The organism is Antarcticibacterium flavum (assembly GCF_006159205.1).
Taxonomy (GTDB): Bacteria; Bacteroidota; Bacteroidia; order Flavobacteriales; family Flavobacteriaceae; genus Gillisia; species Gillisia flava.
The window spans coordinates 1-22,415 of the sequence record NZ_CP040812.1 but is presented as its reverse complement, the minus strand read 5'-3'; the positions used below and the strand labels follow the sequence as shown (position 1 = coordinate 22,415).

General features: G+C 39.9%; 20 protein-coding genes and 4 pseudogenes. 10 read left to right on the top strand and 14 right to left on the bottom strand.

What is annotated here, in order from left to right; genetic code table 11:
- The first annotated feature begins 12 nt into the window (after nucleotides 1-12).
- The 3 genes from pta to FHG64_RS00065 all read left to right on the top strand — a co-directional run bounded on the left by pta (nucleotide 13) and on the right by FHG64_RS00065 (nucleotide 6,109).
- Nucleotides 13-2,106 carry a phosphate acetyltransferase gene (gene pta / locus FHG64_RS00075; RefSeq protein ID WP_139064534.1) on the top strand — a complete coding sequence of 698 codons (2,094 nt, stop codon included), beginning with the start codon at nucleotides 13-15 and terminating at the stop codon, nucleotides 2,104-2,106.
- Between the two features lie 9 nt (nucleotides 2,107-2,115).
- Nucleotides 2,116-3,303, top strand: coding sequence for an acetate/propionate family kinase (locus FHG64_RS00070; protein WP_139064533.1), 1,188 nt, complete (start codon nucleotides 2,116-2,118; stop codon nucleotides 3,301-3,303).
- A 256-nt stretch (nucleotides 3,304-3,559) separates the two neighbouring features.
- A complete protein-coding gene (locus tag FHG64_RS00065) occupies nucleotides 3,560-6,109 on the top strand; it encodes an adenosylcobalamin-dependent ribonucleoside-diphosphate reductase (RefSeq protein WP_139064532.1) in 2,550 nt (849 codons plus the stop codon).
- A gap of 291 nt (nucleotides 6,110-6,400) precedes the next feature.
- On the opposite strand, the gene FHG64_RS00060 is transcribed toward FHG64_RS00065, so the two are convergent.
- From FHG64_RS00060 to FHG64_RS00050, 3 genes are all read right to left on the bottom strand, one after another.
- Entirely contained in the window at nucleotides 6,401-7,501 is a 1,101-nt protein-coding gene (locus FHG64_RS00060) for a hypothetical protein (protein ID WP_246054216.1), read from the bottom strand.
- A 466-nt stretch (nucleotides 7,502-7,967) separates the two neighbouring features.
- Entirely contained in the window at nucleotides 7,968-8,339 is a 372-nt protein-coding gene (locus FHG64_RS19475) for a class I SAM-dependent methyltransferase (protein ID WP_246054214.1), read from the bottom strand.
- Nucleotides 8,340-8,345: 6 nt separating this feature from the next.
- On the bottom strand, nucleotides 8,346-8,777 hold the full coding sequence (locus FHG64_RS00050) for a hypothetical protein (protein WP_139064531.1): 432 nt from the start codon (nucleotides 8,775-8,777) through the stop codon (nucleotides 8,346-8,348).
- 142 nt (nucleotides 8,778-8,919) lie between these two features.
- Here FHG64_RS00050 and FHG64_RS00045 point away from each other — a divergent pair, with 142 nt between their 5' ends.
- The gene (locus FHG64_RS00045; protein WP_139064530.1) at nucleotides 8,920-10,200 is read left to right on the top strand and encodes a carboxypeptidase-like regulatory domain-containing protein; all 1,281 of its coding nucleotides are present in this window, start codon (nucleotides 8,920-8,922) and stop codon (nucleotides 10,198-10,200) included.
- 66 nt (nucleotides 10,201-10,266) lie between these two features.
- Here the strand turns inward: FHG64_RS00045 and malQ are convergent, their stop codons facing one another.
- The 6 genes and pseudogenes from malQ to FHG64_RS19745 form a co-directional block, all read right to left on the bottom strand.
- Entirely contained in the window at nucleotides 10,267-11,790 is a 1,524-nt protein-coding gene (malQ, locus tag FHG64_RS00040) for a 4-alpha-glucanotransferase (RefSeq protein ID WP_139064529.1), read from the bottom strand.
- Nucleotides 11,791-14,451: a malto-oligosyltrehalose synthase gene (gene treY, locus FHG64_RS00035; protein WP_139064528.1), complete on the bottom strand. Its 2,661-nt coding sequence runs from the start codon at nucleotides 14,449-14,451 to the stop codon at nucleotides 11,791-11,793.
- Nucleotides 14,451-15,498: pseudogene (locus tag FHG64_RS19470) on the bottom strand (DUF3536 domain-containing protein). The gene treY and the pseudogene FHG64_RS19470 overlap by 1 nt, the downstream one beginning before the upstream one ends.
- Before the next feature lie 25 nt (nucleotides 15,499-15,523).
- Nucleotides 15,524-16,224 (bottom strand): annotated as a pseudogene (locus FHG64_RS19755) (DUF3536 domain-containing protein).
- A complete protein-coding gene (locus tag FHG64_RS19750) occupies nucleotides 16,221-16,415 on the bottom strand; it encodes a hypothetical protein (RefSeq protein ID WP_218937538.1) in 195 nt (64 codons plus the stop codon). The pseudogene FHG64_RS19755 and the gene FHG64_RS19750 overlap by 4 nt, the downstream one beginning before the upstream one ends.
- Nucleotides 16,394-16,867, bottom strand: coding sequence for a polysaccharide deacetylase family protein (locus FHG64_RS19745; RefSeq protein WP_218937537.1), 474 nt, complete (start codon nucleotides 16,865-16,867; stop codon nucleotides 16,394-16,396). The genes FHG64_RS19750 and FHG64_RS19745 overlap by 22 nt, the downstream gene beginning before the upstream one ends.
- Between FHG64_RS19745 and FHG64_RS19065 the strand changes: the two genes are divergently transcribed.
- Nucleotides 16,841-17,089: a hypothetical protein gene (locus FHG64_RS19065; RefSeq protein WP_168191286.1), complete on the top strand. Its 249-nt coding sequence runs from the start codon at nucleotides 16,841-16,843 to the stop codon at nucleotides 17,087-17,089. The genes FHG64_RS19745 and FHG64_RS19065 overlap by 27 nt on opposite strands.
- A gap of 143 nt (nucleotides 17,090-17,232) precedes the next feature.
- On the opposite strand, the gene FHG64_RS19345 is transcribed toward FHG64_RS19065, so the two are convergent.
- The 4 genes and pseudogenes from FHG64_RS19345 to FHG64_RS19330 form a co-directional block, all read right to left on the bottom strand.
- Nucleotides 17,233-17,559, bottom strand: a complete 327-nt coding sequence (locus FHG64_RS19345) for a hypothetical protein (RefSeq protein WP_218937536.1) — start codon at nucleotides 17,557-17,559, stop codon at nucleotides 17,233-17,235.
- 212 nt (nucleotides 17,560-17,771) lie between these two features.
- Entirely contained in the window at nucleotides 17,772-18,011 is a 240-nt protein-coding gene (locus FHG64_RS19340) for a hypothetical protein (protein ID WP_218937535.1), read from the bottom strand.
- A 40-nt stretch (nucleotides 18,012-18,051) separates the two neighbouring features.
- Nucleotides 18,052-18,192 (bottom strand): alpha-amylase family glycosyl hydrolase, encoded by a 141-nt coding sequence (locus FHG64_RS19335; RefSeq protein ID WP_218937534.1) that lies wholly within the window; start codon nucleotides 18,190-18,192, stop codon nucleotides 18,052-18,054.
- Nucleotides 18,193-18,460: 268 nt separating this feature from the next.
- Nucleotides 18,461-18,700, bottom strand: a pseudogene (locus tag FHG64_RS19330) (hypothetical protein); the annotation flags it as partial.
- Nucleotides 18,701-19,558: 858 nt separating this feature from the next.
- Here FHG64_RS19330 and FHG64_RS00020 point away from each other — a divergent pair.
- The 5 genes and pseudogenes from FHG64_RS00020 to FHG64_RS19055 all read left to right on the top strand — a co-directional run bounded on the left by FHG64_RS00020 (nucleotide 19,559) and on the right by FHG64_RS19055 (nucleotide 21,845).
- Nucleotides 19,559-19,996, top strand: a complete 438-nt coding sequence (locus FHG64_RS00020; RefSeq protein WP_168191291.1) for a transposase — start codon at nucleotides 19,559-19,561, stop codon at nucleotides 19,994-19,996.
- Nucleotides 19,993-20,505: a transposase gene (locus FHG64_RS00015; protein WP_139064526.1), complete on the top strand. Its 513-nt coding sequence runs from the start codon at nucleotides 19,993-19,995 to the stop codon at nucleotides 20,503-20,505. Before FHG64_RS00020 ends, FHG64_RS00015 begins: the two co-directional genes overlap by 4 nt.
- 224 nt (nucleotides 20,506-20,729) lie before the next feature.
- Nucleotides 20,730-20,912, top strand: a complete 183-nt coding sequence (locus tag FHG64_RS19060) for a hypothetical protein (RefSeq protein ID WP_168191285.1) — start codon at nucleotides 20,730-20,732, stop codon at nucleotides 20,910-20,912.
- A pseudogene (locus FHG64_RS19950) lies at nucleotides 20,854-21,152 on the top strand (maltotransferase domain-containing protein); the annotation flags it as partial. The gene FHG64_RS19060 and the pseudogene FHG64_RS19950, both read left to right, overlap by 59 nt.
- The gene (locus tag FHG64_RS19055; protein WP_394344229.1) at nucleotides 21,144-21,845 is read left to right on the top strand and encodes an alpha-amylase family glycosyl hydrolase; all 702 of its coding nucleotides are present in this window, start codon (nucleotides 21,144-21,146) and stop codon (nucleotides 21,843-21,845) included. The pseudogene FHG64_RS19950 and the gene FHG64_RS19055, both read left to right, overlap by 9 nt.
- On the opposite strand, the gene FHG64_RS19050 is transcribed toward FHG64_RS19055, so the two are convergent.
- Nucleotides 21,820-22,080 (bottom strand): hypothetical protein, encoded by a 261-nt coding sequence (locus FHG64_RS19050; protein ID WP_168191283.1) that lies wholly within the window; start codon nucleotides 22,078-22,080, stop codon nucleotides 21,820-21,822. The two genes, FHG64_RS19055 and FHG64_RS19050, sit on opposite strands and share 26 nt — an antisense overlap.
- Between the last annotated feature and the right edge of the window lie 335 nt (nucleotides 22,081-22,415).

Genomic DNA, 22,415 nt, shown 5'->3' with positions numbered 1-22,415 from the left:
CAATTATTTACTATGAATAAAGGAATCTATATAGCCACGCTGGAATCCAACAGCGGGAAATCTATTATCTCCCTGGGGCTTATGCGCACCCTTCTTGGAAAAACCACAAAAGTGGGTTATTTCAGGCCTATTATAAATGATGTACCAACTGGAAAAAAGGATAATCACATCGATACAGTGCTAAGTCATTTTGAAGTTGATCTGCCTTACGAGGATGCCTATGCCTTTACCCGTAGCGAGATCATTCAAAAGCGTAATGACGGCCAGTCTGGTGAGATCATTGATACTATCATTCGCAAATACAAGAACCTTGAAGAAAGATTTGATATTGTCCTGGTAGAAGGAAGTGATTTCTCAGGTGAAGGCAGTGTCTTTGAATTTGATGTCAATGTTTTAATTGCCAAGAACCTTGGGCTCCCTGTGATCATTGTTGCAAGCGGGCAGCATAAAACCAAGGAGACCTTGATGGGCAGCCTGCAAATGGCCTTTAATGCATTCATTAACAAAGATGTAAAAGTGCTGGCCATGGTAAGCAACCGCATACAGCCAGAAAATCTTGAAATCGCCCTAAACGGGATGAGGGAATTCCTGCCAGATGAGGTGGCCGTATTTGCCATTCCATTAATAGACACTCTCTCCAATCCAACTTTAAAGGAAATTATCACGGCACTTAACGGTAAGGTTCTATTTGGACACGATTTTCTTGATAATCAAACAGGTAATTTTAATGTGGGTGCAATGCAATTGCGCAATTACCTTCACCATTTAAAGAATGAAAGCCTGGTCATTACCCCGGGAGATCGTGCAGATATAATCCTTGGAGCCCTGCAGGCAAATATTTCTACCAATTATCCAAGGATCTCGGGGATCATCCTTACCGGGGGCATCACTCCCGAAGATTCCATAATCAAACTTATCGAGGGACTCTCGCAGGTTGTTCCAATTATATCTGTTGAGGATGGTACTTTCAATGTAGCAAATAAAGTTGGAGCAATTAAATCCAATATTTATGCAGATAGTGTTCAAAAAATAGAAACTTCCATAAGCACCTTTGAAAAATATGTTTCCCTTGATAAGCTGGCCGAGCAGCTCATAAATTTCAAACCAAAAGGTATCACTCCCCGAATGTTCCAGTACAGCCTGGTGAAGCGGGCCCAACAAGCAAGGAAACATATTGTCCTGCCCGAGGGGACAGATGAAAGAATACTTACAGCAGCGGCAAAACTCATAGCCATGGACTTGGTAGATATCACCTTACTGGGAGATGAGGAGATCATAAAAAGTAAAATTATGAATTTAGGTTTAGTGCTTGACCTGGAGAAGATCAAAATCATAGACCCCGTTAAATCTGTACATTTTGAAGATTACGCCCTCACCTATTATGAATTAAGGAAGCATAAGAATGTGAACCTGGATATGGCCCGCGACAGGATGAGCGATGTCTCTTATTTTGGCACGATGATGATCTATAAAGGTCATGCCGATGGAATGGTATCGGGTGCCGCCCATACTACACAACATACTATTATACCTGCTTTACAGTTCATAAAGACCAAACCCGGGGTGTCTGTGGTTTCTTCTGTATTTTTTATGTGCCTTGAGGACAGGGTTTCAGTTTTTGGGGATTGTGCCATTAATCCCAATCCCACGGCTGAGGAGCTTGCAGAGATCACAATCTCTTCAGCAGAAAGCAGTAAGGCTTTTGGAATAGAACCCAAAATAGCAATGCTCTCCTACTCTTCGGGAACATCCGGGAAAGGTGAGGATGTAGACAGGGTAAGACAGGCCACAGAGATCGTTAAAAGCCTGAGGCCAGATCTAAAAGTAGAGGGCCCTATCCAATATGATGCAGCCGTAGACCTAAGTGTAGGACAAAGTAAATTACCAAATTCTGAAGTTGCAGGACAGGCCAGCGTTTTGATCTTCCCAGATCTTAACACCGGTAATAATACTTATAAAGCGGTACAACGGGAGACGGGGGCCCTCGCAATTGGACCTATGCTCCAGGGGCTTAACAAACCGGTTAATGACCTTAGCCGAGGCTGTACTGTAGACGATGTTTTTAATACTGTAATCCTTACCGCCATCCAGGCACAGGGAATTTAAATCTTAGAAATGAACAAAATACTTATTATAAATTCCGGTAGTTCCTCCTTAAAATTTCAGCTTATTGCAATGCCTGCTGAAGAAGTACTGGCCTCAGGGCTGGTAGAGAGAATAGGACAGGAAAATTCAATGTTGCATTATAAATCTGGTGATTTTAAGACTTCTGAAGAATTTTCAATCCCCGATCATTCTGTAGCCTTAAAAAAGGTAACAAATTATTTACTGGATCCTGAAAAGGGTGTTATTAAGGATGCTTCAGAAATTCCCGCAATTGGGCACAGAGTGGTTCATGGTGGAGATGCTTTTTCGGAAACCATTGAGATCGATGAGGAGGTGAAATCTGAAATTAAAAAGCTTTTTTCCCTCGCCCCGCTCCATAATCCGCCAAACCTTAAAGGGATCCAGGTCGCTGAGGATATTTTTCCTGAAGCTAAACAGGTAGCTGTTTTTGATACTGCCTTTCACCGCTCCATTCCAGATTGTGCCAATACTTATGCCATTCCCCTGTCCTTTAAACAGGATCATAATATCCAGGTATACGGTTTTCACGGTACCAGTCATAAATATGTGACAGAGCAGGCAATCGAAATGCTGGATAAGAAAAATTCAAAGATCATAAGCGTGCACCTGGGCAATGGCTGTAGTATTACTGCTGTGCAGGACGGCAAAAGCGTAGATCATTCCCTTGGTTTTGGACCGGTGAATGGCCTAATCATGGGTACCCGGAGCGGTGATATTGACCAGTCCATTATTTTTTATATGATTGAAAAACTGGGATATTCAGCTAGAGAGGTAAGCGACTTGCTTCATCACAAAAGTGGGATGTTGGGACTTACCGGCTACAGCGATCTTCGGGACATTGAGGCAGAAGCAGAAAAAGGTAACCGCAAGTGCCAGCTTGCACTGGAGATGAATGCCTACAGGATCAAAAAATATATAGGTGCTTATACTGCCGCTATGAATGGCCTGGATGCGATTGTTTTCACAGCGGGGATTGGTGAGAATAGTGACATACTTCGCTCCCTGGTTTGTAAAGACATGGAGTACCTGGGTATCGAGATCGATCCCGAAAAGAATGTAATTCGATCAAAAGAGAATAGAGCGATCAATCGAGAAAATGCAAGGGTAAAAGTGCTAATTATTCCCACCAATGAAGAACTTGAAATAGCCAAACAAACATATAAACTGGTTTTTTAACACTTAAAAATTCCGAATCGCAGAATCGCTTTGCAACCCGCTCTGTCTCTGGATTCTGCGATTTGGACTTATCATATTACTGAAACTTTTTGTCAACATTTTTTTGTTAGTAAATTTATAATTATTTGATTTACATACATATAGCAACTTTTAGTTGTAAACTTTCTTCTCATTAACACATCTATAACAGTTTATTTTTTTCTACTTTAGTGCTTTCCAATAAAATGATTTAACTAACCTAAATCGTCATTCAAAAATGAAAGTAGAAGCACCAAAAACCCCCACCCAAACCTATTCCCAGGAAGAAGCCTTCCAAAAGTCATTGACCTATTTCAAAGGAGATGAACTTGCAGCCCGAGTATGGATCAACAAATACGCGCTAAAGGATTCAGACGGGAATTTATATGAACTTTCCCCTCAGGATATGCACGTGAGGATCGCTAAAGAAATTGCGCGAATAGAAAGTAAGTATCCAAATCCTATGAGTGAAGAGGAAGTGTTGGGGTTGCTGGAAGACTTCAAATATATCGTACCTCAGGGAAGCCCTATGGCAGGAATTGGGAATAAATATCAAATCGCTTCTTTATCCAATTGCTTTGTAATTGGAAACGGGGGCATGAGCGACTCCTACGGCAGCATCATGAAAGTAGACCAGGAACAGGTACAGCTTATGAAACGTCGCGGTGGAGTTGGTCATGATCTTTCTCATATACGTCCTAAAGGTTCTCCTGTAAAGAACTCTGCTCTTACTTCTACCGGTCTTGTACCTTTTATGGAGCGGTATTCAAATTCAACAAGAGAAGTTGCCCAGGATGGCCGTCGCGGTGCTCTAATGCTTTCAGTTTCAATCAATCACCCCGATGCAGAGGATTTCATCGATGCAAAAATGACCCAGGGTAAGGTGACTGGAGCAAATGTATCTGTACGTATTGATGACGATTTCATGAAGGCGGTTAAGGACAATAAGTCTTACACCCAAAAATTCCCTATCCATAGTGATAATCCTAAATATACTAAAGAGCTTGAAGCTAATAGACTTTGGAACAAAATAGTTCACAACGCATGGAAATCGGCAGAGCCTGGCATTCTTTTCTGGGATACCATCATTAAAGAATCTGTACCAGATTCTTATGCAGATCTTGGATATGAAACCGTTTCTACCAATCCTTGTGGAGAGATCCCGCTTTGTCCATACGATTCCTGTAGATTACTGGCTATAAACCTACTTTCTTATGTAGAGAATCCATTTAAAAAAGAAGCATCTTTCAACTTTGACCTGTTCAAGAAACACGTTGCTGCTGCTCAAAGAATTATGGATGACATCATAGACCTGGAGCTGGAGAAAATTGACGATATCCTTGCCAAAATAGATGCAGATCCTGAAAGTGAAGAGATCAAGGGAGTTGAGAAAAACCTTTGGTTACAAATAAGAAAAAAGGCTTACGAAGGAAGAAGAACCGGAATTGGTATTACTGCAGAGGGTGATATGCTTGCAGCTCTTGGAATTTCGTACGGCAGCAAAGAAGGTATAGACTTTTCAGTAGAAGTTCATAAAACTTTAGCTATTGAAGCCTACAGAGCATCTGTATATGCAGCCAAGGAAAGAGGAGCTTTTAGTGTTTATGATTCTGAAAGAGAAAAAGACAACCCGTTTATCCAGCGTTTAAGGGAAGCCGATGAAAAGCTTTATTTTGAAATGATGGAGTATGGCCGCAGGAATATTGCACTTCTTACCATTGCCCCTACCGGGACAACAAGTTTAATGACTCAAACCACTTCGGGAATAGAGCCTGTTTTCCTTCCTGTATACAAGAGAAGAAGAAAAGTAAATCCAAATGACAAAGAAGCCCGTGTAGATTTTGTAGATGAAACCGGAGATTCCTGGGAAGAATACGTGGTATTCCATCACAGGTTTAAAGAGTGGATGCAAATAAACGGGTATGATACAGATAAAAACTATACTCAAAAGGAACTGGATAAATTAGTTAAGAAGTCACCTTATTACAAAGCTACCTCCAATGATATAGATTGGGTAAGCAAGGTAACCATGCAGGGTGCTGTACAAAAGTGGGTGGATCACTCCATAAGTGTGACAGTAAACCTTCCAAATGATGTGACAGAGGAGCTTGTAGGACAGCTTTACCTAAAAGCCTGGGAAGTTGGTTGTAAAGGGGTAACTGTTTACAGAGACGGTTCAAGAAGTGGAGTATTGATTTCCAACGAAGAGAAAAAAGAAGAAGGATCCACATCTTCAATTTTCCCGACAAAACGTCCCGCCATCCTTGAAGCAGATGTAGTGAGATTCCAGAATAATAAAGAAAAATGGATTGCCTTTATTGGTATCATTGATGGAAAACCATATGAGATCTTTACCGGTCTTGCAGATGATGAGGATGGTATCCTTATCCCAAGATGGGTAAATGAAGGCCTTATTATTAAAAATAAGGATGATGAAGGAAACTCAAGATATGATTTCCAGTATGAGAACCAAAGAGGTTATAAAACAACTATTGAAGGACTCTCTCATAAGTTTGATCCTGAATTCTGGAACTATGCAAAATTGATCTCAAGCACTCTTAGACACGGGATGCCAATTGAAAAAGCCGTAGACTTGATCAACAGTCTGCAATTAGACAATGAATCCATAAACACCTGGAAAAATGGTGTGGCAAGAGCCCTTAAGCGTTATGTTGCAGATGGTACAAAGGCAAAAGGCCAGACCTGTGCAAATTGTGATTCCACCAATCTAATTTATCAGGAAGGATGCCTTACCTGTACAGATTGTGGATCTTCAAAATGTGGATAGATTAGTATTGAGATATTAGAATTGAGTATTGAAATTTAATCTATAAATAAAAAGGGAGCCAGTTTAAAAACTGGTTCCCTTTTTATTTATAGGTATTCTTATTTACTTATTTCAACTCAATATCAGTACACCCCAACTCTCACCTCAATTCTCAATACTCATTACTCACTTCTCATTACTCAACAATATACATCTCGTTACTTGCCTTTATGTAAACCTGTGGATTAAAAGTTGATTCAAAACTGTTTCTTACCATATCCAGTTTAAGGTCAAGCTCGGCAATACGGGTTTTTAAATTCTCATCCCCTTATATTTATTGATAAGGCTTTTATACTTGTCAAGGTTCTCGAGGATCCTGAAGGTTAGCGTACCAAATCTAATTTTAAGGTTTTGAACAGCCACCATTTGGTTGTAATATTCCTGTTTCCAGTTTTCAGGATTTTTATTCTTTTCCTCAGCGATCTTATTCTCGGCAATTTTGGAAATATTGAGGATATATTCTGTTCGTTTCTTGGCATCGGTCTCATCTGTGAAATTCCTCTTGAAATCTGCACGGTTAATGCCTAAAATTTCCACAATATTCTTTTCCATTGCTTTATCCTGCAATTCCTTAAGTTCATCAAGGCTCTTAGTTATAGCCTTCCATTCTGTTTCAATAAGATCCTTATCATGAGTGAACTGGGAAACAGTAGTGGTAAGCTTAAACATCTTTAAACTCTTCTCGCGTAGCTCACGATCACGACGGCCAAGGGAATTAATGAAACTCCCAATCCCATCAAAAAGACTGCCTGCAAACATTCCTGTAAAAGGTGTACCCTCTGCCAGGTTACCGGTAACATTCAGGATATGGCTTAGTGCATTTAACCTTGCTTCATCCTTTTTGTTATCCTCAATATATTTTTCAAATTCCTTGAACCAGGCCGCATACCCCTCATAGGTCATGGGATTGCTCACCTTATCCAGGGTGGTATAGAATTCCCTGGAACTGTTGAAAAGGTTAAGGGGTTTAATTTCCCTCTCCATAGAAGCGAGGTTGAGGACAGCAGAGCTGTAATTATATTTATATACAGAAACCACATTTTTATCAAGTTCAGATTGTTTTTCCTCCAGGATCTGTACCCGTTGTACCAATTTGTCCACCTTCTCTGTGGCACTACTGGTATTTTTTAGACTTTCATCCAGGGTTGAAAGCTTGCTGTCTATTTGCTTTATTCTAAAATCGAGGTTCTCCCTTTGCAGGGAGCGCTCCCTGTTCAATTCAAGCAGGACAAGGTCTGTCACACTTTTATTATCATTTATTATCCTTGGAATCTCCCCCGGGGTCTGTGAAAAACCGGCAATGGGAAGTAGTAAAACAATTAAAAAAATTCTGGTAAGAGGATTTTTCATCATATAGTTATTAGTCGTTAGTTATTAACGGAATAGGCTTTATCATATTTTATGCCGATTTATTCTGAAAACCTATTCCTACAGCAGAAAAAAGGTTCTGTATGCCGTAATTTTCAATTTCTGCCAACCCTGAGCAGCAACGGAAAAGAAACTTCAGCTTTTTCCCCAAAACTTTCTCGCAAGGGGCCGGCAATCTTCTCTACAGGATCATAATGGTTTGCACGTTGAAAATGGCTTACGGCACTCCATGTTCTTAGATACCCCAAAAGCTGCTCAAGGGTCCAGGCATACCTTATAAAAAATTGCGGAGCATTAATTTCTTCAAAAGGAAAGGGGATTGTCTTATATTCCTGTTCAAGGTATTTTCTTTCTACATCCCAGTATGGGCCTACGGTATTTTTGTAGAAGTCGTCTACAATCTCATTGATTTGGGAATTTGCCCTAATTAAACCGTATCCGGTAATACAAATTACTCCCCGGGTTTCAGCACCCGTTTTACCTCCCTGTAGAAATCCTGAAACTCAAACCAGTGTACAGCCTGCGCTACTGTTACAAGATTAAAAAATGAACCTGGAAAATTTGTTCTTTCAGCCGGAACAGCAGTATAATTAATATTTTCCTTCTGCTTAGCCTCTGCTATTTGTTGCCTGCTAATATCTGTGGCTTCTACCCTCTCGAAATAAGGTGCCAGTGCGGCTGCGAGTTGTCCATTCCCTGTTCCACAATCCCAAAGCTTCCCCGTGTTATTAACCAGTTGAATCAAATACTCAATTAGTTCTTGAGGATATTTGGGCCTGTATTGGGAATAATCCTTGGGACTATGAGAGAAATTATCTTTCATTATAATTTACCTTCTATGCCATCTACGGGTGAACCACCATACACCCGCCTGCAGGATGCCCGTCAAAGCCGCTGCCCCTGCAAAATTTATTATTGCTGTAAGAACTCCAAAGCTATAGTTATCCCTAAAGGTGGTTGGTAGTTCAAACCGGTTTACAAATTCCTGTAAAAAATATCCATAGATTATATAGGCAACAAAAAGAAAGATATAAGTAAAGTAAAAAAATTGATTGGCTTGTGTAGTCCACTTGTGGAAAATGGCCACGCTTACAAATACAAGCCAGGATAGCCAAATACTTAGGTGGTAGAGCGATATGCTTCGCTCTACCCTACCTGCATCTGTTAATGTCCCCAGAACATCACCGGCCTGAAATGCTGAGATCACAGGATAGAACAGGATCACGATCAATACAATAAGAAGCAGGTGATGTTTTTTCATAGGAATACAATTATTTGTAATTGGAGATAAAAGTATTTTTCAATTTACCCACAGGCCAATCTATAAAAAAAATTACGTTTCGGCTGTTAACAAATAACTAAAATTCTGTATATTAGGGAATAACAATTATTTTGAAAAAGAAATGAAAACAAAAATTAAAACTCTAATTCACTTACCTTTACTTTGGATGCTTCCCATTGTATTGCTGGTAAGCTACCCTATGGTGCAAGCACAGCAAATACAGGATCAATTCAACGAGTATAAAGGTGAAGTGCGCGACAGCCAAACAGGTGATGCAGTATCCTCTGCCTTCCTGTCCCTGGATGGATCTAACATCTCTACGGTAACCAATACCGAGGGAGAATTTTCCCTGAAAATTCCGGTAAGAATAACAGAGGGTACGGTTACGGTATCCAATCTGGGTTACAAAAGCAAGACCATTTCCCTGGAATATTTTAAAAAGGAAAATACTATCATTGAACTTGATGAAAACTTTGAAGAACTTTCAGAAATAAGTGTCTTTACTGCCAATGACGCCAAACAGCTTGTACAGACAATGCTTTCAAAAACCGGAGATAATTATATAGATGATCCCACCCTGATGACAGCCTTTTATAGAGAAGCTATAAAAACAAGATGGAGAAATGTCTCTCTTGCTGAAGCTGTTGTAAGGATCCATAAAAAACCTTACACCTCTATGGGAAAAGATGATATCTCCCTTGTAAAGGCAAGGAAGAGTGCCGATTATAAAAGGTTGGATACCCTCGCCCTTAAGTTAAGAGGTGGGCCTTTCAATAACCTTTACAGTGATGTAATGAAATATCCAGAATACCTGTTCAGGCCCAATGAACTCAATGATTATACCTTTAGCTTTGATGAACCAACCAGGCTAAATAATCGATATTTATATGTGGTTAATTTTGAGCAAATTAATAAAGAACTGCCATGGTTCTTTGGAAAGCTTTTTATAGATGCACAAACCTCTTCCCTGGTTAAAGCTGTTTATGAACTTAACGTTGATAACAGGAATGTTGCCAGCCAGATGTTCGTAAGGAAAAAACCTTCCGGGGCGCGGGTACATCCTGTAAATGTCCAATATGAAATAGATTATCGCGAGAGTGATGGTAAATGGTATTATGGATACGGTAGTGCACAATTGGAATTTGTTGTGAACTGGAAGCGTAAATTATTCAACACAAAATATACCGTTAACAGTGAAATGGCTGTTACAGACTGGGAAAGACGTCCTGAGGAAAAAGTTAAAAAAGATGACACTTTCCTAAGTCAAAGCGTTGTGATGGCAGATGATGTTTCAGGATTTACAGATGTAAGATTCTGGGGTGAGAATAACATCATTGAGCCCGATAAATCCATACAAAATGCCATTGAAAAGATCCAACGGCAAATTGAGAGAAGTAACTAAAAAAGGTTAAATATCTACAAAATAAAAGGTTTTCCTGAAGAACTTAAGTTCGCTAGGAAAACCTTTTTATTTTTTCCTTCTTTTCTTTTTCGGGATCTCCTTACGACCGTAAAGCTCATTTAGTGCTTTTAGCTTTTTACGTAGAACCGGTTTCAATTTCCCCTCCTCCATTCTCCACGTCCAGTTTCCCTCTGTGCTACCCGGGATATTCATTAAACCTTCACTGCCCAGTCCCAGGATATCCTGCATTGGAATAACAGCGAGTTTAGAAACAGAAGATAGTGCCAGGCGATGAAGAACCTCGTTTACATTCTTTCCGGTAACTTTTGTGCCACTAAACTTTTCAAGGTGCTCCCTGGCCTCTATATCTGCTTCTTTATACCAGCCTTTGCTGGTGTTGTTATCATGCGTGCCGGTGTAAACAATACTATGGGGGCTATGATTAAAAGGCAGGTAAGGATTTTTCTTTTTTTCTTCTCCAAAGGCAAAGTGCAGCACTTTCATACCGGGAAAATTATATTTTTCCAGCAGCCTGTATACCGGCTCATCCAGAGAGCCAAGATCCTCAGCTATCAAGGGCATTTTTGGAAATTCCTCCTTAACGATCTTAAAAAAGTGGGTTCCGGGCGTTTTTGCCCATTTCCCGTTAACTGCTGTTTTTTCACCTGCAGGCACCTCCCAGTAAGCTGCAAAAGCCCTGAAATGATCCAGCCTTACAAGATCAAAAAGCAGTAAGTTTTGTCTTATTCGTTCGATCCACCAGTCATAACCTTTGGTTTTTAGAATCTCCCAGTCATACACAGGGGTACCCCATAATTGCCCTGTTTTGCTGAAATAGTCTGGAGGAACACCTGATAGAAATTTTGGCTCCTTCTCACTGTCCAGTTTAAAATAAGATTGATGAGCCCAAATATCGGCACTGTCATGGGTGACATAGAAAGGAATATCTCCAATAAGTTTTATGCCATTCTTATGAGCATAGGTAATTAATTTTTTCCACTGGCTGAAAAAGATGAATTGAATGAATTTAATCTTTTCTATTTCTTCTTTCAGTTCTTCTTTAGCCTTTTTAATAGCTGCCGGTTTACGGTCCCTTAAACTTACCGGCCAGGTGGACCAGGCACTCGTATGATCTTTTGATATAGCTCTAAACAGCGCATAATCCTCCAGCCAGTAGGAATGGGTCCTGGCAAATGAAGAATACGCTCCAGGTTTTCTTTTAGTTTTAAATGCAGAAAAGGCCGCATCCAAAAGTTCTTCTTTAAACTTCCTGGCCTTTTCAAAGTCTGTTTTTCCCGAAGCCGATAAGCCTGAAGCTGTAAAATCCTTTAAATTTAGATATCCCTCATCCTCCAGATCTTCAGGGCTTATAAGGAGAGGATTCCCCGCAAAGGCAGAATCACTGCTATAAGGCGAATGATTATATTTTTTATAAGTAGGATTTAAAGGCAATAGCTGCCAGTATGTATTACCCGATGCTGCCAGGAAATCAATGAATTTATAGGCCTCAGGTCCCAGGTCGCCAATGCCAAATGCAGAAGGCAGGGAGGTAATATGCAGGAGAATTCCGCTACTTCTTTCTAATTCCATTTATTTGTCTTTCGCACTTTTAAATAATACAACCGGGAATTGCTCCAAATGTGATGTAAGTTCAAGAGATCCTTGATTGTCTGAAAATTCATTTGTAAATATATTTTTCCAGGTACCTGGATACCCTTTGGAAAGAACAACCTTTAAGTCTTTTATTCTTTCAATGTCCACTGCTAAATTGGAAGGGTCAAAAAGTTCATTTACCAGCGCCGGTACAACTACTAAAGAATAATCATTTTTAAACCTCCTGGAGAAAGCGACAAAATTCCCTGAATTCTCTCCCGTTACTTCGAGTGGGATATATTCTCCAAGTGTGAATAGTTCCTCATTTTCCCTGCGATGCTGCAGTGTTTTGAGCATAGTATACATTTTCACCTCTCCGGTTTTAAAATTAGTGGTGAGCTCTTTTAAACTATCCTTACTAACCTGCAAATTTTCAAATTTTACCAGGAACTCCTGCCTTAAGTCATAATCCACAGGCCGCCTGTTATCTGGATCTACAAAGCTTAGGTCCCAAAGTTCTGTCCCCTGGTAGATATCGGGGATGCCCGGGGATGTAATTTTGATCAACAATTGCCCCAGGGATTTTACTGCTCCCAAACCGGCGATTTTTTTCTGAAATGGATCAAAAGACTTTCTAAAGGTATCATTATGAAGGACCTCCTCAATAAATTTAAAAACATCATTCTCATAATCTTCATTAGGTTCGGCCCAATTGGAGTGAACCTTTGCCTCTCTTAAAACTTTTTGCAGGTATTCACAGGTGCGGGTGAGAAAATCATCTTCCTGCCTGTAAGGCAAACCTGCAAGTAAAGTTTGATATATAAAGTATTCCTCGTTCGCCCCGGGACCTTTTTTATTTTTCCTGATCCCGGCATTGAGTTCTTTCCATTCATTTACTTTTTCAAACCATTCCCGCGGTATCTCACTTATAACATTCAACCTCATCCTGGTATCTTCTCCCCTTTTGGTATCGTGAGTGGCAGTAGCATTTATAGTATAGGGAAATTGTGATCTACGGGCTATCATAGCCTGGTGGAATTGATCTATTGTTATACCAAAGTTCTCTGGAGAATCTCCAACTTCATTGTGGGAGACAAGCCTGTTATAAATATAGAAGGAAGTATCCTCCACCCCTTTTGCAGCCAATGGACCGGTAAATTGCTGGCATCTTTGCAGGAAATAAAGCATACTCTCCTTATTTCTATTAACCTTACCAAGAAATAGATCTCTTATATAATCAAGTCCCTCTTTATGCTGCGGCGAATGCTCTACGGCATTACCGTAAGCTGTTTGAATGATCTCTGCCTCAGGCTTTGTTAAAGGATATTTTCCAGGGTAGATCCTGTAAACCGGAAATCCTGCAAGAAAAATACTCAGAATCTCCTTCCACTCCTGTTTGTTATACGAGTTATTGGAAGGAAGAAGTTCCTTATATTCCAGTAAATCCCAAAGATTATTAAGTTCACCTCCCATTCGCTCCTTAAGAATGAATAATTTCTTTTCGTAAACCAGCGCCTCATAATCGGCAAACTTTGGCGAGATCTCCTCATAGGCTTTGGAAAAGAACCTGTCATTCCTGGTGTTGGTAAACAAATGATTGACAGTGGCAAGAAAATCGTATCCACTGGTGCCTTCAACAGGCCAATCCCGTGGCAGTTCTTCTCCCGCTTCAAGAATTTTTTCCACGATAAGGTAAAAGTCTTTCCCCACCAGGTTTCTTAGTGCCTGCAAATATTGCCTTGGATCGTACAGCCCGTCTACATGATCAATTCTTAACCCTTGTATAAGGCCTGCATCGCACAATTCTTTAATATAAAGATGATATGCATTGAATACCTCCTCTTTTTCCATGCTAAGACAAATTAGGTCATTGATGGTAAAGAACCTGCGGTAATTTATCTCCTTCTCTGTTTCCTTCCAGTGGGCGGGCAGGTAATATTGCAGGTTTACGAGCTGCTCCATTTTCTGCTTTGAGGAATTTATTTTTTTCACTCCTGCTTCAGCATCTTCCTTAAGTTTAGGGTTACGTTCCAGTTCTCTATACAGAGCGATCTTTATATCCTCCCAATCCTTGTGCTCTTTAAAGACCTTATCAAAATTTTGGGAGCTTTCAGGATTGGCTTCAGCTAACATGAAACTATAAGACCTTTTGCTTATAGGATAGACATTATCATAATAAGCCAGGGAAAATCCTTCAGCATCAAACTGAAGCTTAAGTTCCCCTGCTTCCAGGACCTCCTGCAGTGATTTTCCAAGGAAAGGTGCCATGACCTTATCCTTGCCCTGGTAATCCCAGTTGATATCGAAAAAATTATAATATTTAGACTCCGGGCCTAGTTCAAAAATATCTTTTAACCAAACATTTCCCCCATCATAAGCCATATGATTTGGAACTATATCCTGCAGCCACGTCATATTTCTCTTCTGCAGTGTTTGTCCTATTTCCCTAAACTGCTCCAGTGTCCCGATTTCCAGGTTAATAGTAAAGGGATCTATTACGTCATAGCCATGAGTACTTCCTTCCCTGGCCTGGAAAAATGGAGCTGAATAAATGGTTGAAATTCCCAGTTTATGAAGGTACTCCAAACGCGGTTTAAGGTCTTCAATGGTAAAACCGGGAGAGAGTTGAAGCCTGTAAGTAGTATCTGGCTTTTTCATTATGGTACGAGGTTTAATTTCTTTTCCAGCTCAATGAATGCCTGTATCCACTCCCCTGCTTTTTCATTCCCGGCCTTCTCCTCGTTTGAATAATGATCAAACTGCTCATCCTTTATCTCAAATGCAATGTTTTGTGCCTCCCATTCGTTAGGTTCAAGAGGACTTTCCTTAATAAGTTGTAAGAAATCATTAATGAGCTTAAGCAATTCAATATTATCTGGGTCTTCCCTTAGTTGCTTCATTAAGGAATTAAGCTTATTATCTGTAAGATAACCCAGGGTAACATCATCCAAAGTCACATTGATATGTGAAGCAGATTCCAGCAAATGCTTTAAGCGATGAAGTTTAAAATGTTCATTCTCCAGTTCATGAATGATCTTGTTGTTCACAGCCATATCTACAGGCATTTTTAACCTGTTGGGAACTGCCATGTTGATCTCCTTAAAAGTTTGAAGTAAGGGATAGGAGTTATCATAAATTTGCTGCATACTGGTCTCAACACTCTTGAGGGTATTTTCCATGATAAGCTTCATAATACTTCGCTGCTCATCCCTGAATAAATGCCAGAAGGAATAATTATGGTTACCAAAGTACTGGTCCATCATATTAAAGATCTCATATACATTCCCTTTATGAAAGAAACTGGCAACACTGGAATGCATTTCTTCCAAAGCTTCTGCTCCAAGATATTTTCGCACTCCTCCAAATAAGTGGTGATCCCCATATGCAATACGGCATATGAGATATCTACCGTTTCCCAGGTGATATCTGAACGAAATTCTGTACGCCCTATCACCAGCTTTTGTTTCCCTGCTTCATAATAATGTCTTGTTTTGACACTCGCGCTAAAGTTATAAAGGCTCACCTCTTCAGGGAATTCCTCAAAGAGGATGAGACCGCGTAGTGAGCTCCAATTCGAATCATATCCAGGGCCATGGGTTCAACGAACTTTCTGTACGCCGTAAGTGCAGTTCCATATTCGGGAATGTTACTCGGGATCTCCTCAAGTAGTCTCACAAAATCCTCCTCGTAGCTCTTACCGCTAATTTCCTCAGCAAGCTGGATAGCCCGTTTAGCATAAAAATATCCTGCATGGACTCAATCCCGTGACCTCATCAAAGAACCAACCACAACTGGTATACATAAGCATACTATGATATTGCATCTCCAGGAGCTTCAACAGCTTTACCCTTTCTTCCTCATCCAGTTCCTTTTTGAAATTTGCTTCCAGAAACTCTTCTACGTTGTGCCGGTCCCGGTCAAGGATCACTTTAATATAATTATTCCTTACTTCCCAGGGCTGGAAGTGTAGGCTGCCATCTCTTTCTCATAAAGGCCAATGAGATGGTCCCGTACCCAGTCAAAGGTCTTTCGAAGTGGTTCCCGCCATTGCTGGTCCCATCCTTCATTCCCCCCGGTGTTGCACCCGCAGTCTGACCGCCATCTCTCTACACCATGGTAGCAGCTCCATGAAGTGTTTTCCACGATCTGGGCTTCATATTCCGGGGGAAATTTCTCCAGGAATTCCCCATAAATGGTCAATGTGGAATCCTCCTGTTCCTCAAGGTGATGTAGACAATAAGATAAAGCCATTTCTCCCAGGTGATGGTGATGGCCATAGCTTTCCCCATCTGTTGCAATATGCACTAACTGCACTTTTTCCTCATCTGTAAATTGTCCCTGTAGTCTTGAGGCAAAGCGTTCCCCGTCATTAAGAAGTCCTTCAAATGCAACTCCTTGCGAAGCCGGGCCATCATAAAAGAAGAGACTTATGCTTTTCCTGAAGGAAGTTTGTAGATATAGGCTTTTTTGGTGTCTACTTTAGCATTGGTAGCATCATGCCATTCCTTTTCTCCCAGTTTCCTCACCTGCTTTGCCTGATAAGGTGACAGGATAGTGAATTTGATCCCATGCTTTGCCATCAATTCCAGGGTGCTGGTGTTTACTGCTGTTCTCCCAGCCACATGCCTTCGGGATCCCGATTAAAACGAGACTTAAAATCTTCTATTCCCCAAATGATTTGGGTTTCCTGGTCCCTTTCGTTTGCAAGCGGCATGATCAAATGATTAAATGCCTGTGCAATTGCAGACCCGTGGCCTGAAAATCTTTCCTGGCTCTCCTTGTCGGCCTCCAAAATGGCATTATAGGTTCCCGGGGCCTCATTTTCCATCCAGGCCAAAAGCGTGGGACCTATATTAAAGCTCATCCAGCCATAATTATTCATTATGGCTTTGATCTTTCCCTCATCATCCCAAATCCTGGAGGAGGTATTCCTTACATAGCACTCTGCATTGATCCTATGGTTCCAGTCATGATATGGGTAGGCCGAATCCTGGATCTCTACCTTGTTTAACCAGGGGTTTTCACGTGGTGGCTGGTAAAAATGGCCATGGATGCAAACATATTTCTCTTTCATATTTTCATTCTTTATAAGTGGCAGAAAAATATCCTCGATCTTTCTTCTGCATTAATTAATATGTGGGAACAATTTTTAATCCTTTTTACAAATGATAAAGGAATGTCCCGGCAACTTCTCTCCCGGCGAAAAATTCTCTCTGCCTCCCCATTGCTTATTGCAGATGCCAGCAGGATCTTTAAATCACCTTCAGGCATTTTATACTTTGAGGCTCATTACTAAAATTGTAAGCTGCAAGAAGCCCCTTCGAGTTTTCAGTTTCAGCCAGCAAAAGATTTTTTTCAACAATAGCTGTGTTTTTATTTCACTATTCTGAAAGTTCAAATTCTCCTTCCTTTCTTAGCTTCAGTAGATATTTATAAAATTCAAATAGTTTTCTTTTTCCTTTCGTCATCTTTAAAATTCCAGTTTAATTTGGAGTTATTAAAGGTCTCTTTTGACTGCGGGTCTGGGAAATCGCCTTCATGGGTAAGAAAATATTCGAACTCTCTTTTCCTTCCTTGCTGAACGGCTTTTACCAGCTCTGGATCACCGTGACTTACAAAATATTGGAAAGGATTCTCCTCTCCAAATTCCTCTCCCATAAACAACATTGGCACAAAGGCAGAAGTAAGCATTATGCCTGCGGCAAGCTTTTGTCCTTCGAAGGAAAGAAGATGAGTTAACCGGTCGCCAAGCATCCGGTTTCCCACCTGGTCATGATTTTGAATTGAAACAACAAAATGGTGCGGGGCTAAGCCCTTTGGACTGTTTCCCACTGTTCTTTTCCTGTGAGAAGAATAAACGCCATCATAAATAAACCCTTGTTTAAATGCTTTGGCAAGCTGAGAAAGTTTACCATAATCGCTGTAATATCCTTCTTTTTCCCCGGTAAGCAGTGTATGTACAGCGTGATGAAAATCATCTACCCACTGCCCTTCCAGTCCAAATCCCCTTTTTCATAGGAATTAACCACCTTTGTATCATTGAGGTCGCTCTCTGCAATAAGGACAAAACGACGACTTGTTTTTTCTTCCATTTCATCTACCTTTTGACTCATTTCTTTTAATAAATGCCTCGCTCCACGATCAATTATTTCGTGAATAGCATCAAGCCTTAATCCATCAAAATGAAAATCCTCCAGCCACATTATGGCATTCTGCAAGAAAAAATTTCGAACCTCGTCACTGTGCTCATCATCAAAATTAAGTGCTGCTCCCCAGGGTGTCTGGTATTTTCAGTAAAGTAAGGGCCGTACTGGACAGGTAATTTCCCTCGGGGCCCATATGGTTGTAAACAGCATCAAGAATAACTGCAATCCCCTTCTTATGGCAGGCATCAATCATTTTTTTAATCCATTTACTCCGCCATAGCTATATTGAGCAGCATAAGGATACACTCCATCATATCCCCAATTCCTTTCTCCGGGAAATTGGGGAAATGGGCATTATTTCTATAGTATTGGCTCCCAATTCCAACAGGTGGTCCAGTTTATCAATAATCGCCTCATAAGTTCCCTGCGGGGTAAAAGTCCAACGTGAAGCTCATAAATTACCATTTGTGATAAGGGAATTCCTTTCCAGTCATTATCCTGCCAGGAAAATTCATTTTGATCTATAACCTGCGACCAGGAATGAACACCCTCCGGCTGGGAGCGAGAAGCAGGATCTGGAAATTGATCCTTATTATTAAGTATATATTTATATAATCCCCGGGTTTTGTTCCTTCAACTATACCCTCCCAATAACCATTCTTATCCCTGGTAAGGGATATTGGCTTTTTTTCCTTAAGCTTTACTGCAACCTTTTCCTTAAAAGGTGCCCAAACGCAAAATCGGGTTTTATTATTCTGAAGATATTCTGCTCCTGTTTTCTATTCATTATTTTAATTAATGCTTGGAATTATCAAATCTAAGAAGGATAATCCCTAAGAATTAAGTTTAGTAATATTTTAACGGAGAAGTTTACCCCACTTATCTAACTTTAAGTACTTTAAAAATAGCCGGCACCTTAGGTATCCAATAATCAGGCTTTTGATAAAGATTTCAAATATGAGCAAAATCTCAATACAAGATAAATATTAAAAAATTAAAAGAGTGCTCCCTTATTAAAATGGGACTATTATAAACAATAATCTACAAATGAAATTAATGAATATAGAAGGACATTTAAGAGTAAGTATAGATAATGTGAAACCGCAAATAGATTGCGGTAAGTATCCATAAAGAGAACTGTAAATGAAAGGGTAGATGTAACTGCCGATATATCCTAAAATCCGTAAGTCTTATATAAAAAAGCTGCAAAACCTTATTTAATGGGGCTTTGCAGCTACGTAATATTCACTTAAATTAGTGTTGCACAATACTACAGCCGTGAAGATAATAAAATCCAATCCGATCTCCGCTTTCGGAGGAGCAAATTTTGTTTTTGACTATTTGAACAAGATGAACATCGATCAAATTTGTAATGACAGGCTTCCTCCAATGGTCAATCAAAGTAAATATTCCTGGAAAGACATTTTCTATTCTTTGAAATCAGTCTACCTCTGTGGAGGAGATTATATCGAAGATTTACAAGCACATTTGAAACCCCATTTCACTAATAATCCTTTTGTAAAACTAGCAAGTCCTGACACTGTTTTAAGAAGACTATCTCAACTTTCCGAGCAAACTCAATCTTGTAAAACCAAGCGAGGTGTTGTAACTCATCAATATTGTACAAACTCAAAAAATTAGAAAGTCTGAATATAGATATTCTTAAAAAGCTTGGAGTTTTTAAGTCTGACAAGCTTACTATTGATTACGACAACACGATTATTTTCAATGAAAAGGAAGATAGTAAGATGACGTATAAAAGGAATTATGGATATCAGCCCGGAGTATGTACCATAAATGAAGAGAACATCCTATATATTGAAAACCGGAACGGAAACTCGGATGCAAAATCTTTTCAGCTAGACACCCTTAAAAGAGTATTTGATTTATTGGATTCCCAAAAGATCAAAAAAGTCCATAATTTCAGAGCCGATGCGGCATCATACCAATATGATGTCATTTCCTTCTTACAAAGTAAGGTTGATAATTTTTACATAGGATGCAGGAACAGCTATGTTGAAAATATTTTTCCCAAGTTGGCCAGTGGGAAGAAATGAAGTGTGAAGATGGGACCATGGAAGTAGGATCTATTGAGATAACCCCCTTTAAACGACAGTCCCCATCAAATAAGGCACAAACATATAGACTCGTTGTAAAAAGAAAACCAAAAAAAGATAGGCAGATAGACTTGATTACTCAAGATATTTATGATTATAGAGCCATAATAACAAATGATTTTGATCTGGATACCAAAGGTGTTGCAGCGTTTTACAACCAAAGAGGAAATATGGAGCGCCAGTTTGATATACTTAAAAATGATTTTGGTTGGAACAATATGCCTTTCTCATCCTTGAACAAAAATCTTGTCTTCTTATACTTTACGGCAATATGCCGGAATCTCTACAATAAGATAATCCAGCATTTTTCTAAAACGAACAGGTATCTAAAACCCACTTACAGGATGAAAAAATTCATTTTCAGATTTATCATATTACCTGCTAAATGGATCAAACAAAGCCGCCAACTCAAATTAAGGATTTATTCATACAACCATTATCAAACATAGTAACAACAACAGAAAGAGTAGAAAGAAATCTAATATCTGCAAAAATAATCCTACACCAGGGATGAGCTATTATTGTCTTAATTCAAAAAAATTAGCTTTTCAAACCTCAAATAGTAAACATCTCAATAATAAAAAATAAAATGTGCCTGGATAATTCCTCGGAAACAAAATAATGGAAAACATTTTTATTATGAACCTATAAAAAAGATCAATTTTAAAGAGAGATGCGGATTTTAGGATATACGGGGATGGTCACGATAAAGTGGATGCCGTACTTTTTTCGTGAAAAGAAAAAAGGAAAGGGTAAAGAGAGGAAGTGGCAGGAAAAACCAATGGAATTCCTGGGAAATGATAAATGGACAATGCATTTCCAGGCACCCGAAACCGGGTTTTTTGAATACAATTGAGGCCTGGATAGATCATTTTAAAACCTGGCAGGACGGTCTCCAAAAAAAATATGAGGCCAATCAACCTATACAAACCGAACTTCTTATTGGGCTCAAATGATGGAGGAGGCAATTGCACGCGCTACTTCGCCAGATAAAAAGAAACTTCAAAAATGGATAGAGGTCTTAAGGGACGATAATAACGACGAAGCCTCGGTAAATCTGGCCTTAAGTGAAGAGGTATCCTCTATCATGTATCATTCAAGAGATAGAAATCATTCGAGCCGGTACGATAAAACACTCGAAGTACTGGTAGAAAGGGAAAGGGCCTTATTTAGCTCCTGGTATGAATTTTTCCCAAGGTCCACTTCTCCCAATGAAGGGGAGCATGGGACATTTCAAACCAGCGAAAGGATCCTTGAAGGAATAAGTAAAATGGGATTTGATGTAATCTACTTGCCTCCTATTCATCCTATAGGACGCAGCCACCGCAAAGGTGTGAACAATGCCACCACTGCCAATGCCGGTGATCCCGGCTCCCCATGGGCCATAGGTGCAAAGGAAGGCGGCCACAAGGCTATTCATCCTGAACTTGGTACTATCGATGATTTTGTGAATTTCGTTGGTAAAGCTAATGACCTGGGGATAGAGGTGGCTTTGGATTTTGCAATTCAATGTTCTCCAGACCATCCCTATGTAAAAGAGCATCCCCAATGGTTCAAATGGCGCCCGGATGGCACTGTACAATATGCTGAAAATCCGCCAAAAAAATACCAGGACGTCTTGCCAGTGAATTTTGAAACAGCCGACTGGGAAAATCTCTGGAAGGAACTTAAAAGCATTGTGGAATATTGGATAGATAAAGGGGTTAAGATCTTTAGGGTTGATAATCCACATACCAAATCCTTTATTTTCTGGGAATGGCTCATTAACGATATAAATCAAAAAGTATGATGGCATTATTTTTCTTGCTGAAGCTTTTACCAGGCCAAGGGTCATGGAAAAACTGGGGAAGATAGGTTTCACCCAGTCCTATACCTATTTCACCTGGAGAAACAGTAAGGCGGAATTTATAGAATACATTACAGAACTTACCAAAACAGAAATGAGGGAATATTTCCGGCCCAACTTCTGCCAAATACTCCCGATATACTTCCAATTTCATTGGAGCATAAAGAAGAACCTTCATTTCTAATAAGGCTCATCCTTGCAGGGACGCTTTCCTCCAACTACGGGATGTATGGCCCCCTTTTCGAATATAATCTAAATGAACCTTATCCAGGAAGGAGGAATATATAAGATCTGAGAAATATGAGGTCAAGCATTGGGACTGGAATAAACAAACCAAAACAAAAGAGACTATCACCCTCCTTAACAGAATAAGAAAAGAAAACAGGCACTCCAAAGCACCTGGAATATTGAATTTTGCGATACAGATAATGACCAGATTTTATGTTATTCCAAAATAAGCCAGGACGGCGAGAATAAGTTATTGATCGTGGTGAGCCTGGATCCCCACCACAG

Excerpts from the sequence above, each read along its gene's own strand:
- pta (WP_139064534.1), top strand. The coding sequence starts at position 13 with ATGAATAAAGGAATCTATATAGCCACGCTGGAATCCAACAGCGGGAAA.
- FHG64_RS00070 (WP_139064533.1), top strand. The coding sequence starts at position 2,116 with ATGAACAAAATACTTATTATAAATTCCGGTAGTTCCTCCTTAAAATTT.
- FHG64_RS00065 (WP_139064532.1), top strand. The coding sequence starts at position 3,560 with ATGAAAGTAGAAGCACCAAAAACCCCCACCCAAACCTATTCCCAGGAA.
- FHG64_RS00060 (WP_246054216.1), bottom strand. The coding sequence starts at position 7,501 with ATGATGAAAAATCCTCTTACCAGAATTTTTTTAATTGTTTTACTACTT.
- FHG64_RS19475 (WP_246054214.1), bottom strand. The coding sequence starts at position 8,339 with ATGAAAGATAATTTCTCTCATAGTCCCAAGGATTATTCCCAATACAGG.
- FHG64_RS00050 (WP_139064531.1), bottom strand. The coding sequence starts at position 8,777 with ATGAAAAAACATCACCTGCTTCTTATTGTATTGATCGTGATCCTGTTC.
- FHG64_RS00045 (WP_139064530.1), top strand. The coding sequence starts at position 8,920 with ATGAAAACAAAAATTAAAACTCTAATTCACTTACCTTTACTTTGGATG.
- malQ (WP_139064529.1), bottom strand. The coding sequence starts at position 11,790 with ATGGAATTAGAAAGAAGTAGCGGAATTCTCCTGCATATTACCTCCCTG.
- treY (WP_139064528.1), bottom strand. The coding sequence starts at position 14,451 with ATGAAAAAGCCAGATACTACTTACAGGCTTCAACTCTCTCCCGGTTTT.
- FHG64_RS19065 (WP_168191286.1), top strand. The coding sequence starts at position 16,841 with ATGGATGCAAACATATTTCTCTTTCATATTTTCATTCTTTATAAGTGG.
- FHG64_RS19745 (WP_218937537.1), bottom strand. The coding sequence starts at position 16,867 with ATGAAAGAGAAATATGTTTGCATCCATGGCCATTTTTACCAGCCACCA.
- FHG64_RS19335 (WP_218937534.1), bottom strand. The coding sequence starts at position 18,192 with ATGATTGATGCCTGCCATAAGAAGGGGATTGCAGTTATTCTTGATGCT.
- FHG64_RS00015 (WP_139064526.1), top strand. The coding sequence starts at position 19,993 with ATGAAGTGTGAAGATGGGACCATGGAAGTAGGATCTATTGAGATAACC.
- FHG64_RS19060 (WP_168191285.1), top strand. The coding sequence starts at position 20,730 with ATGCGGATTTTAGGATATACGGGGATGGTCACGATAAAGTGGATGCCG.
- FHG64_RS19055 (WP_394344229.1), top strand. The coding sequence starts at position 21,144 with ATGTATCATTCAAGAGATAGAAATCATTCGAGCCGGTACGATAAAACA.
- FHG64_RS19050 (WP_168191283.1), bottom strand. The coding sequence starts at position 22,080 with ATGAAGGTTCTTCTTTATGCTCCAATGAAATTGGAAGTATATCGGGAG.